15 protein-coding genes and 1 pseudogene are annotated in these 13566 nt (G+C 52.8%); 11 read left to right on the forward strand and 5 right to left on the reverse strand.

The window, feature by feature from the left end; all coding sequences use genetic code 11:
- Positions 1 to 15: 15 nt before the first annotated feature.
- From HU767_RS07485 to HU767_RS07495, 3 genes are all read right to left on the reverse strand, one after another.
- Positions 16 to 1131 carry a Gfo/Idh/MocA family oxidoreductase gene (locus tag HU767_RS07485; RefSeq protein WP_186729072.1) on the reverse strand — a complete coding sequence of 372 codons (1116 nt, stop codon included), beginning with the start codon at positions 1129 to 1131 and terminating at the stop codon, positions 16 to 18.
- 237 nt (positions 1132 to 1368) lie between these two features.
- Positions 1369 to 2136, reverse strand: coding sequence for an SDR family oxidoreductase (locus HU767_RS07490; protein ID WP_025213231.1), 768 nt, complete (start codon positions 2134 to 2136; stop codon positions 1369 to 1371).
- 24 nt (positions 2137 to 2160) lie between these two features.
- Positions 2161 to 3228, reverse strand: a complete 1068-nt coding sequence (locus HU767_RS07495) for a phosphotransferase family protein (RefSeq protein WP_186729074.1) — start codon at positions 3226 to 3228, stop codon at positions 2161 to 2163.
- Between the two features lie 198 nt (positions 3229 to 3426).
- On the opposite strand from HU767_RS07495, the gene HU767_RS07500 reads away from it, so the two are divergent.
- Positions 3427 to 3822, forward strand: coding sequence for a DUF4280 domain-containing protein (locus HU767_RS07500; protein ID WP_003202818.1), 396 nt, complete (start codon positions 3427 to 3429; stop codon positions 3820 to 3822).
- 188 nt (positions 3823 to 4010) lie between these two features.
- On the opposite strand, the gene HU767_RS29045 is transcribed toward HU767_RS07500, so the two are convergent.
- On the reverse strand, positions 4011 to 6038 hold the full coding sequence (locus tag HU767_RS29045; protein WP_186729077.1) for a methyl-accepting chemotaxis protein: 2028 nt from the start codon (positions 6036 to 6038) through the stop codon (positions 4011 to 4013).
- A 416-nt stretch (positions 6039 to 6454) separates the two neighbouring features.
- On the opposite strand from HU767_RS29045, the gene HU767_RS07510 reads away from it, so the two are divergent.
- From HU767_RS07510 to HU767_RS07550, 9 genes are all read left to right on the forward strand, one after another.
- Positions 6455 to 6766: a hypothetical protein gene (locus tag HU767_RS07510; RefSeq protein WP_186707353.1), complete on the forward strand. Its 312-nt coding sequence runs from the start codon at positions 6455 to 6457 to the stop codon at positions 6764 to 6766.
- A 47-nt stretch (positions 6767 to 6813) separates the two neighbouring features.
- Entirely contained in the window at positions 6814 to 7197 is a 384-nt protein-coding gene (locus HU767_RS07515) for an SMI1/KNR4 family protein (RefSeq protein WP_225917563.1), read from the forward strand.
- 71 nt (positions 7198 to 7268) lie between these two features.
- Positions 7269 to 7562, forward strand: coding sequence for a hypothetical protein (locus HU767_RS07520; RefSeq protein WP_186707354.1), 294 nt, complete (start codon positions 7269 to 7271; stop codon positions 7560 to 7562).
- Positions 7563 to 7643: 81 nt separating this feature from the next.
- A complete protein-coding gene (locus HU767_RS07525; RefSeq protein WP_186707355.1) occupies positions 7644 to 7913 on the forward strand; it encodes a hypothetical protein in 270 nt (89 codons plus the stop codon).
- A 402-nt stretch (positions 7914 to 8315) separates the two neighbouring features.
- Positions 8316 to 8714, forward strand: coding sequence for an SMI1/KNR4 family protein (locus tag HU767_RS07530; RefSeq protein WP_186707356.1), 399 nt, complete (start codon positions 8316 to 8318; stop codon positions 8712 to 8714).
- Between the two features lie 245 nt (positions 8715 to 8959).
- Complete coding sequence (locus HU767_RS28680) at positions 8960 to 9361, forward strand: hypothetical protein (RefSeq protein ID WP_202894652.1); 402 nt, start codon at positions 8960 to 8962, stop codon at positions 9359 to 9361.
- Between the two features lie 898 nt (positions 9362 to 10259).
- Positions 10260 to 10619 carry a hypothetical protein gene (locus HU767_RS07540; protein ID WP_225917564.1) on the forward strand — a complete coding sequence of 120 codons (360 nt, stop codon included), beginning with the start codon at positions 10260 to 10262 and terminating at the stop codon, positions 10617 to 10619.
- A 159-nt stretch (positions 10620 to 10778) separates the two neighbouring features.
- Positions 10779 to 11042, forward strand: a complete 264-nt coding sequence (locus HU767_RS07545) for a hypothetical protein (RefSeq protein ID WP_186707358.1) — start codon at positions 10779 to 10781, stop codon at positions 11040 to 11042.
- Between the two features lie 222 nt (positions 11043 to 11264).
- On the forward strand, positions 11265 to 11714 hold the full coding sequence (locus HU767_RS07550) for a hypothetical protein (protein WP_033028100.1): 450 nt from the start codon (positions 11265 to 11267) through the stop codon (positions 11712 to 11714).
- A 518-nt stretch (positions 11715 to 12232) separates the two neighbouring features.
- On the opposite strand, the pseudogene HU767_RS07555 reads toward HU767_RS07550, so the two are convergent.
- Positions 12233 to 12517, reverse strand: a pseudogene (locus HU767_RS07555) (IS5/IS1182 family transposase); the annotation flags it as partial.
- Between the two features lie 658 nt (positions 12518 to 13175).
- Between HU767_RS07555 and HU767_RS07560 the strand changes: the two are divergent.
- Positions 13176 to 13538: a hypothetical protein gene (locus HU767_RS07560; protein ID WP_186707359.1), complete on the forward strand. Its 363-nt coding sequence runs from the start codon at positions 13176 to 13178 to the stop codon at positions 13536 to 13538.
- Positions 13539 to 13566: the final 28 nt, after the last annotated feature.

A 13566-nucleotide genomic window follows, 5' to 3' on the forward strand; every position in this document is an offset into this window, starting at 1 on the left:
GGTTTGCTCAGCAAGTTATAGCTCGTTGACCTTGACCCAGCGCTCCTCCCGTGCCGCAACGCGAATTGCCGCCGCCAATCGCTCCACTTCCCAGGCCTCTTCGAAATCCGTCCCGCCGGCGCCTTCGCCGGCCAGCGCCATGATCAGTTCCTGCACTTCCAATGTCTTCAATTCGTTGTAGCCCAACTGGTGCCCGGCAGCCGGGCTGAACGCGGCATAGCCGGGCAGATCCGGGCCGGCCAGCAAACGTTGGAAGCCGGGCTGGCCGGCGCGGCACAGGCGAAGTTCATTCAACCGTTCCTGATCGAACGCCAGGGTGCCAAGGGTGCCGCTGATCTCGAAACTCAGGTGATTCTTGTAGCCGTGCTTGAGCCAACTGCTGCTCACCGTGCCTCGGGCGCCATTGGCGAAACGCAGCAGCCCATGGACTTGATCATCCACGGCGATGGCCCGCTGTTCGGCATTGCCGGCGCTGGCAGGGCGTTGGTGGTGCACGGTCTGGCTGTCGGCACAGACGGCCTCGACATCGCCCAACAAGTGCCGGGCCATAGCGAGCAAGTGGCTGCCCAGGTCCGCCAGCGCGCCACCGGCATGGCTCGCTTCGCAGCGCCATGACCACGGTGAGGTCGGATCGGCCATGAAATCTTCGCTGAATTCACCCTGGAAACTGATGATCCGCCCCAGTTCGCCGCGCTGGATCATGTCCCGCGCCCATTGAATCATCGGGTTGTGCTGGTAGTTATAGCCGACCCGCGTCACCACCCCGGCGGCTTTGGCCGCCTGGCGCATCTGCCCGGCCTGTTCCAGGGACACCGCCAACGGCTTTTCACAATAGACTGGCTTGCCCGCCGCCAACGCGGCCATGGCCATCGGGAAGTGCAGGTGGTTGGGGGTGGTGATGGCGACCAGGTGAACCTTCGGGTCGTCGATCAGCTGTTGCCAGTCGCTGTGGGCCGTCTCGAACCCCCAGCTCTGGGCGCATTGCCGGGCACGCTGCGGATCGGCGTCGGCCAGGGCCGCCAGTTTCAGGTTCAAGGGGAGGTCGAACACCGCCTTGGCATTGTGGAACGCCAAGGCATGGGCGCGGCCCATGAAGCCGGTGCCAATCAGACCGATGCCGAGTTCACGCATGAGAAAGAGCCCTTTTTGAGTTTTTATTTTCAGAAGGGCTCTTTATGGAATAAATATTCGCTAATTGCAAATATTGGAATAAATATTCATTTCCGTGATTGCTGAAGATCCCTTTGTGGGAGCGGGCTTGCTCGCGAATGCGGTGTGTCAGTCGCAGCTGTATTCACTGATCCACCGCATTCGCGAGCAAGCCCGCTCCCACAGGGGATCTTCACGGGTCTGCCATGGGACTCACTGTCAGGACAGAAACCCACCATCCACATTCAACGCCACGCCCGTGGTGTAGCTCGACGCATCACTGGCCAGGTACAGCACCGCGCCGGCCATTTCGCTCGGGTCAGCCACGCGCTTGAGGGGGATCTGCGCCAAGGCGGTCTTCAGGATGGCGTCGTTCTTGACCAGTGCCGAGGCGAACTTGGTGTCGGTCAGGCCCGGCAACAGGGCGTTGCAGCGGATGCCGAACTGCGCGCACTCCTTGGCGAAGACCTTGGTCATGTTGATCACCGCAGCCTTGGTCACCGAGTAGATGCCCTGGAAGACCCCTGGCGAAATACCGTTGATCGACGCCACGTTGATGATGCTGCCGCCGCCGTTCTCGCGCATCAGCTTGCCGGCTTCCACCGACATGAAGAAGTAGCCGCGGATGTTCACGTCCACGGTTTTCTGGAACGCACCCAGGTCGGTGTCCAGGACGTTGCAGAATTGCGGGTTGGTGGCGGCGTTGTTCACCAGGATGTCCAGGCGCCCGAACTGTTCGCGGATGCCGGCGAACACCTGGCTGATCTGCTCCATTTCACCGATGTGGCAGGCGATGGCGGTGGCCTTGCCGCCGGCGGCGATGATCGCATCGGCCACGTGCTGGCAACCGTCGAGCTTGCGGCTGGACACGATCACATGGGCGCCTTGCTGGGCCAGCAGTTTGGCGATGGCCTCGCCGATGCCGCGGCTGGCGCCGGAAACGAAGGCGATTTTACCGTCGAGGTCGAACAACTGGGTCTTGGACATGCTGTTTCCTTGTTATGAGGGCGCTCAGAGCGTGGATTTAGCGATGACCTGCAGGCTCATCTGCTCCAGCAGTTTGTTCATCTGAACGAACTGCGCGAAGCGTTTGTCCTGGGTCTGGCCGTGGAAGAAGCGGTAGTAGATCTGCTGGACGATACCGGCCAGGCGGAACAGGCCGTAGGTGTAGTAGAAATCGAAGTTGTCGATGCGGATCCCTGCGCGCTCGGCGTAGTAGTCGACGAACTCACGGCGGGTCAACATGCCCGGCGCGTGGCTGGGCTGGCGGCGCAACAGTTGTACCGGCGCCGGGTCTTCGGCTTCGATCCAGTAGGCGAGGCTGTTGCCCAAATCCATCAACGGGTCGCCAAGGGTGGTCAGCTCCCAGTCCAGCACCCCGATGATCCGCATCGGATTTTCCGGGTCGAGGATCACGTTGTCGAAGCGGTAGTCGTTGTGGACGATGCTCGACGTCGGATGGTCGGCGGGCATCTTGTCGTTGAGCCAGGCCTTGACCGCTTCCCACTTCGGCGCGTCAGGGGTCAGGGCCTTTTCGTAGCGGTCGCTCCAGCCACGGATCTGCCGGGCCACGTAGCCTTCGGGCTTGCCCAGGTCGGCCAGGCCGCAAGCGTTGTAGTCGACGCGGTGCAGTTCGACGAGGCGGTCGATGAAGCTCTTGCACAGCGCTTCGGTGCGCTCGGCGTCAAAACCCAGCTCCGGCGGCAGCTCGGCGCGCAGGATGATGCCCTTGACCCGTTCCATCACGTAGAACTCCGCGCCCATCACCGACTCGTCGGTGCAGTGCACATAGGCTTTGGGGCAGTACGGGAAAGCATCGCGCAATTGGTTGAGGATGCGGAACTCACGGCCCATGTCATGGGCGGACTTGGCCTTGTGGCCGAACGGCGGCCGGCGCAGGACGAACTCCTGTTCGGGGTATTCCAGCAGGTAGGTCAGGTTCGACGCGCCACCGGGGAACTGGCTGATCTTCGGCAGGCCAGTCAGGCCGGGAATGTGGGCCTTGAGGTACGGGTCGATCAGGTTGGCATCGAGTTCTTCACCGTCGCGCACGCGGGTGGACTGATCAGTAAACGCCATACTTATCCCTTCTGCTTATTTTGGAGGCCATCGATCATTGGCTAATCTAATGGCGCGTGGGAGGCGTCACAAGCACGCCAGGGTCTTATAGGTTAGCGTGTTGCCGGATAATCAGCGGGCTTGATGCATGGCGGCGTGCGCGTTGGATGGGGGCGAGCTAAGGTTTTGGGGTCTGTCGCTTTCAAAGGAGCAACCGCGATGGGATGCCCGCAAGTCTGTGGCACCGCGACCCTTCAATGCAGCTTCGGCGCAGCCCCGGCGGTGCTCAATGTGCTGCCGGTCAATCGCCTGCTGACCGGCGGGATGCCGGCGGCGAACATCATGGATCACATCCCGCTGGTGAACATCACTACCTTCGGCATGTGCATGAGCCTGGCAAACCCCACCGTGGCCGCCGCCACCGCAGCGGCCCTGGGCGTGCTGACTCCCATGCCCTGCATCCCGGCCACCGCCGCCCCGTGGATCCCCGGCGGCGCCCCGACCCTGTTGCTGGGCAACATGCCGGCCATCGACGCCAACAGCACCTTGATGTGCACCTGGGCCGGGGTGATCAAGATCGTCGTGCCGGGGCAGGTGCAGATGTTGATTCCCTGACAGGCGATCTTGCAGGCATTGCACTGACCCTGTGGGAGCGAGCCTGCTCGCGATAGCGGTGGATCAGTTTGCAGTGATGTTGACTGGGCCGCCGTCATCGCGAGCAGGCTCGCTCCCACAAAGGAGTGTTCCACAAAGGGATCTGTGGCAGGCGCTTACCCTCGCTTCACTGTCTGGCCGACTCGATCTCAAGCATTGGCATGGGTCAGCCCGGTCAAAGTGTCCGCAATGGCTTTCGTGCGTTGTGCCGTGCCTTCGGTGGTCCGGCTCGAGTCTTCCAAGGCATCGAGCATTTCTCGCAAGGCGCTCACAGCGACGGACTGGTCTTCGATCTGTTGGGCGACCCCTTGGATCTCCGTCGAGAGCAGATCAATGTCCACACCGATTTCCGCCGCATTCTTGCGGGTAATCTCCGCCAGCTTGCGGACCTCATCGGCCACCACCGCAAACCCTCTGCCCATTTCACCGGCCCGCGCGGCCTCGATGGCGGCGTTGAGGGCCAACAGGTTGGTCTGACCGGCGATTTGCTGGATGACCTGGACAATCGACTGAATGCGCAAACTCGAACTGGCGAGCGCACGGGCGCCGACCACCGCTTCACCCGCTTGTGTGGCCAACTGCTCGACGGTCGTGCCGGCCTGCTCGGCGACGCCGTGTTGCCGGTCGATCGTGCCCGTCAGGTCATCCATCGACAGGTGCAGCTCGCCGGAGTAGTGCTTGATCTGCGTCGCCATCTGCGCCTGTTGCTGGCTGGCCTGCGCCAATACCTGGCCCAGGTCCGTCAGGCCGTCGAACACCGGCAGGATCGTCGGGTCCAGGCCGCGGGTGTCCAAGGCGCTGCTGAAATCATTCAGCTTGAACGCCTTGATCTGCTTGACCACCACATGGTTCAGCCCCGCCAATTTCTTGATCTGGCGGCGCAGGAAAAACGCCTTGAACTCGCCATAGTGGGCGATGAAGTTGTCGACGTACTCATCGACAAAACCGGCGCCCTTGGTGACCCTGAAGAAGAAAATCGCCGTGAGCGTCTGGTTCAGGTTCAGGCCGAGGATTTCACCAAACGTCGAGAAACCGGCCAACGGTACATCCCCGAAAATACCGGTCATGCTGCCCAGGTCGCTGCTGTTGTTGAGCCGACGCAGGATGCAGTCATTGAGAATAGCGGCCACCGGCTGGCCGCCTTTGCCCTTGAGGAATTTCTCGTAGTCGAGTCGGGTCGCCTCGCGCAGGGGCGTGCGCTTGACCATCACCAACTCTTCGCCAGGCGCCACGTCGCAGAACAGCTGGATGATCTGCTGTTGATGGTCGATGCGGGCTATGGAACGCACGAACAATTCTTCGCCCACGCGAATGGCAAATGAATAATCGGCCAGCTTCTTCTCCAATGCCTGGGCACTGCACTCGAATGCATCGCACAGCGCCTGGACCATGCTCTTGATGTTCCCCCGGCTGTCGATGACCTGGTCGATGGTGCGGTCTTCGACCGACGCGGTCAGCACGCTGAACGTCAACCCCGCCGGTTGGAAATTCTGGCTCTTGAACACCCCGAAGCGCACGTCCGCCGCGGTTTTCAAGAAGACAATCTGCGCATGGTTCTGGTAACTGCGCTGCCCATCACTGATCAGGGTCTTCTTGAAATCAGCCTTGCCACCGGCCGAGCCGCCGACGAACAGGCAGGGGAAGCGTCCAGACTCATACAGCGCTTCCATAAAGAACGACTCGGAGGCCGAAAGACCATCGAACACCACATAGGCCAAGGTATCGCGATGATCAATGGGCGTGCGCACCTGCGCCTGCTTGATGTTATTCACCAACCGCGTGATTCGCTCACGCATGGCCAAGCGCTTGCCGCCACCGCGAATGTCCTCGCACTCCAGCGGCACCATCACCACCTCGGCCGACACAATCACACTGGCGTCAAACAACTGCAGTACTACCCGATCCCAGGTTTCGCCGGTTTGGCAATACAGCGTGTTCGCAGCGTTGCACAGTTCACCCGAGGTCGTGCATAGGCTGATGGTGCTGTGGGCGAAGCGCTTCTTGATCTTGGCGGCGACCTGGTCGATGTCCAGGTGAGGGGAGATGAAACCGGTGATCAGTACTGGGGTGATACGTAGGTTGGCCAGCGTTTGGTCAAGTTCACCCGAAATGCAGGCCACGCTGACCGTCCCTTGAGTGCGGGTTCGGGCTTTGTTGAAGAGGTTCGCTAGGTTCATGGCTGGACTCGGTTGAGCGCGACGTGATGCGTACGAGGGATGCGTGGGAGTCCTTTCGCTGTAGCGGTCACGGCTGAGGGGGGCTTGTGTGGGCGTGAGCTTGTGCTATTTGCGGGGAGGGTCCATAGGGGCTTTTGGTTGGGGTTTACTAGGTCTGTTGGCCAGCGACTTTCGTATGGGTGCCAGGGGAGGGCGATGAAAAAACAGTCCCTGACCTCTAGACGAAAAAATGGCAGCCGCTATGCTTCGGTGATGGCCTCTTGCTACTTGTTATGGCCGCCAAAGCAATCCTAGGCGCGAGAGGGAATCCCCCTTCATGAGCATCGGTGATAAGTATGAGGCGAGTTTCTGAGGGGATTGAAAAGCTTCACTTTACGGAGTCACGGTTAAGTAGCCCTTTAACGGAAGGAAGAACTTTGTCTATCCCTGTATATGGGGTTCTTCCGATGGCCGGACATCCGTTGATGGCCGACGGTCCGCGATTGCCATCCGGAAAGCTGGTGTTTCGAGGTGTTGTTACATCAAAAAGGAGTTTGACCGAATACATCGGAGATCCCAAAGAGCCGGACGGCTTTAAGGATGAATATTTAATAGGGCATTTACCTCCTTTAGCAAGTGGTTCTGGTGACTGCCGAATGTATATTTTTGAGGGTTTGTTTGAGGAACCCGTTGCGTGGGTTGATTGTGATGTTTTAGCGGAGTCTTTTGAGTTAATGGTTGATGAGTGAAAGGAGGTTGGGTAAGGCGGGAGCAGGCCATGTTTCTGGGAGGGTAAATGAATATTTTGAATGTTAGAGGAGTTGCTATAGTCAATGGTGCTCTCTCGAGCGTTAGGTTGGTTGAGTTGCAAGGAGGTTTTCACGTGCAACTGCCAGACGCTTATGTGCAGATGCTTAATTCGGCAGATGGTTTTTCATTGCAAAATGGTGTGATCTTATATTCTTCTAGTGAGCTTGTTGAAAGGAATAAGACCCTGGAGGTGGATAAATATGCCTCAGCCTATCTTGCTATAGGTGACGATAGTGGTGGCCGTTCTATAATGCTTCCGCTTGCAGGTAAAGGCGTCTACCTAGTGGATCAAGGCAGTATGGATTCTGATGAATTTAAAAGGATCGGTATGTCGTTAACTGATTGGATTACTGACGGGTGTGTGATTTAACTATGTTGGGTGGGGGCTGTAGTGATTACACGGAAACAGAGAAGACAAAAAAGCAGTTAAGGATGATAAGTATGGTAACGGCAGGTTGGCAGTTTAGTGATCCTCCGAACGTCGCGGTCGTTGCAAGCCAGAAAATAGTTTTATCGGGTGGCTGGATAGCGTATGTTTCGCATGATAGCGATGATGGTGCTTGGCAGTTTCACTCCAGTCAATCGGAGCCTGTCAGCGAAGAAGATGCAATGGTAGTGAGTTTGCAAAGCATTGTGATGCTCGACCCAACCGTTATTGAGCTGGCTGATCTTCCGCTTGGATGGCATGCGTGGCGGAGCTCTAAGTCAAGTGTTTGGCAAAGAAAGATGATGTAAGGGGGGCAAGGATAGGTCGAGATTTGAATTCACCTGTAATTGGTTCGTTTCATAATCGTGATCTGTTCCTGGGAATAAATTATGACGAGTGATGAGTTGTGTGAATGCGCAAAGGCCGTTTCAACAAAAGCGGGTTTTGTCGATTTTGTTGAGATATTAAGCCGGGATTATGTAAGTAATCGTGACGAGTGGCAGAACGATACTTTGGATCAGTTTCTTTTGGGGCTCTCAGGTTTCGCAAATGACATGGGTGGATATTACAAAAATATGGGGGAAGCTGTTGATGTTGAAAAAATAACTTGGCGGATTGCTGCGGAAATGTTAATTGCTGCTACTGTTTACGAGGGGTAGCGGATCCTCGGGGGGGGGCTATATTCCTTATGTTTCTGCTGTTGGGAAAGCTTGCTTGAGCATCCAGCGCCGACTTAAATCTGCTCTATTTCGATACCATGAGTCTTGTGATGGAGTGGAGTTGTTTTAAGTGCTCAGCATCCATCCAGAAATAATTTCGGAAAAGTATGGTGAGTACCCTGACGTTCATCGATTGATAGATCTTAGGGTAGGGGAGCGAGGTTTTCGAGTTTGCCGTCAAATATCATAGGGTGAGTTAATAACTCTGGTTTCTATTGAAGAGATATTTGATATGCCAGGAGTTCCACTTTGGTTGACGGGAGAGAAATTGGTGCTGTGGGCTATAGATGAAAAGGAAAGTCCGTCAGACGAACCAACTGATTGGAGTAGGTATTGTTAGCTATGAAATATCATTTGACAGAGGGGGAGTTCAATGACCCAGCTGAATCCGAGATCCTCAATGACCTCTCGACTCACTCGGGTATGGCACTTCCAAAAAGTTATATCGACTTTCTCAAACAGCATAATGGTGGCGAGGGTTTCATAGGCGAGAATTACATTGTTTTTTGGAGTGCAGAGGAATTGGCCGACTTCAATCGGGAGTATGAAGTAGAAGTCTATGCTCCGGGCATCTTCTTGTTCGCTTCGAGCGGAGGCGGCGAGGGGTATGGCTTCGATACCGATGACGCAGCGATGCCGATAGTGCGCATCCCGTTTATAGGCATGGATCGGCGGTATGCCGAAACGCTAGCCTACGATCTCCCCGATCTATTTGCTCGGTTGGCAAACGAGGATGAATAAGCCAGGGCGCCCCAAGGGAATGGAGTTGTTCGAGATCGTACCGGTCATTTTAGGTGGCGATCCAATAAGCCCAGAAAACAAAACATGGTTGACGAGGCAACAGCATTTTGAAGCTGTGCGCTATTGGAATCAAGTTGTCAGCGGTAGGCGAAAGGAGCAGGGGTAACAATAGCGGATACTGTAGAAAATGTGAACTGCTCCAATGTTTTTTAAAGTTGACAATATGGAAGATCGGAGATTGACGCATGTATGATATTTTTCGCAGTTCTTTCTCCGAGGATTATCGTGTAGTCGATAAAGGCCTGACTGCTCTGGATATTAAAGGCGACGCTTATGGGGTGTCTGAACTGATGTCGGAGTTTGGAGGGTGTTCATTTGATAGAGCATTATATCGAGTGATGGCGCCTAGCTCGATTAGTGAGTGGAACCAAGTCATTGAATATGCGTTCCCCAATTTCGATGGGCGTGTGCAATGCTTTGCTTACGATTGGCTAGGTTGCATATTTGCGCTGGATTCAGGTCGGTTGGAAGGGGGGCATTCTGGAGTTGTTATGTTTGAGCCAGGAACCGGAGAGGCGCTAGAGATTCCCTGCAATATCGTGACTTTTCATAACGAAGAATTGATGGAGTTCCGAGAAGAGGCTTAGCTGTTAGCTTCCATATTCAATGGCTAGCTCAAGGTGCTGCTCCTAGCTATGAAGACTGTATCGGCTATAGGGTGCCATTGTTTCTCGGTGGTAAGGATGTTGTCGACAACCTAGAGGTTTCAGACCTTGATGTCTACTGGACATTAAAAGGCCAAATAATTAGGAAAACGAAGGAGCTTCCTCTAGGTTCATTGGTGGCGAATATTGTGCTTACTGATGAGAGGGAAGGAGGGTAGAGCCACGTTTCTATTCTGGCGAAACCTTTATCTTTTGACTTGACGCATATTGGGGAGTCTATGGTGAATCTGATGAGGCTAACAATGCGGTCGAGAATCTTGATGGTGTCTTCAATAGATGCTGAAGTAGCTAATAAGATAATGCCTTAAAAATATTCCCAATCTGTTGCGAGTGAGAGTAGAGTGGTGTCGAAAATTTTATCTATATTTCTACACGTCATTAAAGTGTCGATTTTGCCACTGGCGTTGTCTAGTTGTTCTCTGATAGAAATGGAACAAGTTTTTTTTGACGAGCTTCGTATCGAAAATAAGCTGGCGGTACCAATAGCCTATTGCAACGAATTCGATGCTACGACCTGTTCTGAGGTAGTCCAGAGCGGCAGAAGCTACAGCGTAATTTTCGTTTCGCACGTTGATAATGACAGTGACGAAGAGAGGTTAGAATCATTTGATCGTCAAAACATTAAGGTCTGTGGAAAGGTCCTCGATATCAAGCTGATTCGCTCAGTGTCGCCAATAGTCAATCGTGACAAGGACCATTCCGAGATCATCATCGATAGGGCAGTAAGCGATAAATTTTGTCAAGGGTAAACGGGGGGCAGACCCTGAGGGACCCCGGCTGTCAATTGTTGGAAACTAATCGTTTCTGGAGGTTGAATTCAATGCAATATGTAAATCTGCTTGGCATGCACCCTAGCTGCGTGGAACTGCGACCATTTGCGAAAAGATTCTTCGATGCCCTAGACGTCAGTGATGGGGAAGAGCGCGAGAGCAGTAATTACATTGATGGTTATTATTTTAAGGGTTCCCTTGGTGGCATGACTTTCTCCGTCGCTATTTCAGACGAAGATGCGCATGAAAACGTACCGTACTGGATTCACATTTCAGCGGACTTGGTCACACCTGAAGCTCTGGAAGATGCGGTTTCCCAGTTGATTCGAGATAAGGTACTTCCAATGGGATTTCAGTTGGTCCGTATTGTTAACTTCGGCAAGCGAGGTGAGCTGCGAATTGACTACTGACATGTCAAGCGTGATAAAGATAAGATAATATTGTTATTGGTAGCGTTGTGATGACGGATTTTGCCGATGGCGAGATTTTCAGATTGGATCACGGTGACCAACGCACTTGAGAAGTCAGAAGGCAACAGAAAGATAGGGCTCTAATAAATGAAGTTTACAATGAGCGTAGTCGAAAAATTTGAGTTGTCAGATGGAGTTACGATCGTCGCTTGTAAAGGCTGTAACTCCAATGTTGATGTTATCGGAAAACGATTTTATCCGGTTTCTGGTGATAAGGTTCGACAGCCTCTGACGATAGTTTGTGAGCGTAAGATGCTAAATCAACAATCGAATCTTGATCAAAAGGCTTTTGAAATAAGAGATGTTGTGGATCTGACGCAAGAAGAGGCAAGAAGTGGCGGTTGGCAGTTGGTCGTAGAATAAGATCAAGAGGGCTTAACGGGGGGGCAAAATTCTGGCTCACTTGAAGTAGTGCTATTAACGCTTTGTTGCGTTCTTTAAAGGCTAAATAGAATGCTAGCGATTGTCGGGTAAAAGCATTACGCACAAGTAGATTCTGAGTTTGGCGATAAAAATTATCTGTTTTGAGGGTTGGCTGGGTGAGTTCTCCAAATATTTTTTGGCTTGAGCGAAGATGATAATTCAATGAGGTTGATTTATCGTCTTGAGCATGACTTGGAAAGAGATCACGAAAGAGTATCGTTGACTCAAGCTTTAACATTGGATAAAACTCGCCCGCTTATAGGGCTTAAAGGAACCTATGGGCTTTTTGGATCAGTAGATTGGTGGGATAGCATCCGCCAAGGACAAATGCCACTGTTATTCGTTTCTGGCGTCATTTTGCGGGCTTATGTTGCGGGGCAAGATAAGCATCAAGCAAATAATATGCTTGATTTAAAGCTAGAAGACGGCTCGGTGCGAGCTGTTGGTATTTATGTCAACGACAGGGAAGACGTTCGGTTGTTTCGGTCTGGTTACAAAGCTAGTGTTGTGTATGCGTTAGATGAATTGAAACAACAGCCGGCTTCTGATGGTAGTGTGAATTATTCGAAGGTTGCATTGGAGATGGCGGTTTCGTTGCAGTCTGTTATATAGCGAAAGCCAGTTGGCAGCTTTGGGGCAGTGCGGGCAGATCAAGTCTTCTGATGTATTTTGATTGACTGAAACAGTAGGGGAATAGAAAAGGGTGCTGTCTCTTCTGGAGTTGACTAAGTTTTTGGTCCGACTTGTACGAAAGGACTCTCCATATGCCACGCAGAGCATGCGTCTCGATGCCTGGCGTATCCTTGCGTTCAGTTCTATGGGGCAACGAGGCATATTTGTTCCGAACGGTGATAGCTTGAATGGGTGGAAGCCATGGTGATGAAGAGGTTGATGAGCTTGGATGAAATGGAGCCAATCGCTAAGGAGGCTACGCGTCTGGCGTTAAGTGAGTATCCGGAACCGTCGAAAGAGGATCAGTCCAATTGGACGCTAGGGAAATTCGAAACTGAGGGCGAGGGCGTGTTTGAAATATACATACCTTCCGAGCAGCCGTTGGACGCAAAGGTGATTAGTCGATCCCGAGTTGATCGCAAGACTGGGGCGGTCAACGTCGAGGTCTTCCTGAAGAGTTAGGCTCTGTACGAAAAGGAATGTTGCAAACACGGCATAGCACAAGCTAACGAGACCATCGCAGCATAACTTTTCGCGAGCTTGTCGAGGCGTGTGACGATGCAGCGGCTTTATTTCAGCCAGCCGAACATGTGTTCGATGATGTTTCGCGGCCGGTATTTTGGCCGATACAACAAGCTAGGCAGGCCGGGCTTGGTTTTGCATTTCATGGGCCGCAGAGGGATTATCGGCTGCATCCGGTAACGGTCACAGTAGCGACTCAGAGCTTCAGCATTGTAGGTTCTGGGGATCCCTTAGGAACAGACCACGTTTTTCGGTAATCGTGGTCTATCCCCGGTTTCCTTTACAGAAATTTGTCTAGCGGCACAAAATATGAACGATCTATTGCGAGTGAGAGCGATGTCAAAAATCTTATCTATATTTCTAAACGTCATTAAGATGTCTTGTCCGCCGCTCGCGTTGTCTGGCTGTTTTCTGATGCCGGACTTGGAACAGGTTTTTGTAGACGAGCTACGTATTAAGAATAATCAGGAAACGCCAATAATTTATTGCAATGAGTTTGATGCTACGAGCTGTTTTAAGGTGATCCAGAGTGGCGGAACCGAGAGTGTAATGTTCTATTCGCATGTCGATAGTGACGAAGAAAACTCAGAGGCATTCGACCGTCAAAAAATTAAGATCTGTGGAAAGGTCCTCGATATCAAGATGATTCGCACCGTGTCCCCAGTGGTCAAGTATGACAAAGCCCATTCAGAGATCATCATTAACAGAGCGGTAAGCGATAAATTTTGTCAATAGGGGAGGACATGGGGATAAACCCTGAGGGCTTAGTGTCCCCGGTTTCCGCTGGTCGATTGGAGATCCAAGATGAGCACCGTCGTACCGTAGCCGCTAAGAAAGCAGGTTTGAATAAAATTTCGGTTCTTGTATGGGAGTGATGTCATGAAGGGGAAATATCAGGCCGCTTTCATTCTTCCTGAAGGGGCAAGAAAAGAGTTGGGTCAGGATGGATGGGAGTTTGAGACGAGCAATCGTTTGCCGTTAGAGTTTAAAGAATGTCTGATTGATAGCTTGGGGTTGAGCTTTCTGAGTGAAAAACTTGAGATCGAAATTTATTCAGGTTTTGAGTTGGAGGTTTCTTTTTTCTACGATGTTGATCAGCAAATTGAGTTTGTTTATATAAAAGTTTATGGCGATGGATGGCCTAGCACTCTAAGTGTAATCAGGGATCTAAAATTGGCCGGGGCATGGGAACTGTTTGTTCCCGATAAAAAAGGAGAAACGGGGACAGACCACGTTTTCTGATGAAATTGAAGCAATGATCGGGCGGGGA

Origin of the sequence: Pseudomonas sp. SWRI179 (genome assembly GCF_014268705.1) — a bacterium.
In the GTDB taxonomy this organism is placed as follows: domain Bacteria; phylum Pseudomonadota; class Gammaproteobacteria; order Pseudomonadales; family Pseudomonadaceae; genus Aquipseudomonas; species Aquipseudomonas zanjanensis.

Excerpts from the sequence above, each read along its gene's own strand:
- HU767_RS07530 (WP_186707356.1), top strand. The coding sequence starts at position 8,316 with ATGAAATATCATTTGACAGAGGGGGAGTTCAATGACCCAGCTGAATCC.
- HU767_RS29045 (WP_186729077.1), bottom strand. The coding sequence starts at position 6,038 with ATGAACCTAGCGAACCTCTTCAACAAAGCCCGAACCCGCACTCAAGGG.
- HU767_RS07525 (WP_186707355.1), top strand. The coding sequence starts at position 7,644 with ATGACGAGTGATGAGTTGTGTGAATGCGCAAAGGCCGTTTCAACAAAA.
- HU767_RS07485 (WP_186729072.1), bottom strand. The coding sequence starts at position 1,131 with ATGCGTGAACTCGGCATCGGTCTGATTGGCACCGGCTTCATGGGCCGC.
- HU767_RS07490 (WP_025213231.1), bottom strand. The coding sequence starts at position 2,136 with ATGTCCAAGACCCAGTTGTTCGACCTCGACGGTAAAATCGCCTTCGTT.
- HU767_RS07545 (WP_186707358.1), top strand. The coding sequence starts at position 10,779 with ATGAGCGTAGTCGAAAAATTTGAGTTGTCAGATGGAGTTACGATCGTC.
- HU767_RS07495 (WP_186729074.1), bottom strand. The coding sequence starts at position 3,228 with ATGGCGTTTACTGATCAGTCCACCCGCGTGCGCGACGGTGAAGAACTC.
- HU767_RS28680 (WP_202894652.1), top strand. The coding sequence starts at position 8,960 with ATGTATGATATTTTTCGCAGTTCTTTCTCCGAGGATTATCGTGTAGTC.
- HU767_RS07550 (WP_033028100.1), top strand. The coding sequence starts at position 11,265 with ATGAGGTTGATTTATCGTCTTGAGCATGACTTGGAAAGAGATCACGAA.
- HU767_RS07520 (WP_186707354.1), top strand. The coding sequence starts at position 7,269 with ATGGTAACGGCAGGTTGGCAGTTTAGTGATCCTCCGAACGTCGCGGTC.
- HU767_RS07560 (WP_186707359.1), top strand. The coding sequence starts at position 13,176 with ATGAAGGGGAAATATCAGGCCGCTTTCATTCTTCCTGAAGGGGCAAGA.
- HU767_RS07540 (WP_225917564.1), top strand. The coding sequence starts at position 10,260 with ATGCAATATGTAAATCTGCTTGGCATGCACCCTAGCTGCGTGGAACTG.
- HU767_RS07500 (WP_003202818.1), top strand. The coding sequence starts at position 3,427 with ATGGGATGCCCGCAAGTCTGTGGCACCGCGACCCTTCAATGCAGCTTC.
- HU767_RS07515 (WP_225917563.1), top strand. The coding sequence starts at position 6,814 with ATGAATATTTTGAATGTTAGAGGAGTTGCTATAGTCAATGGTGCTCTC.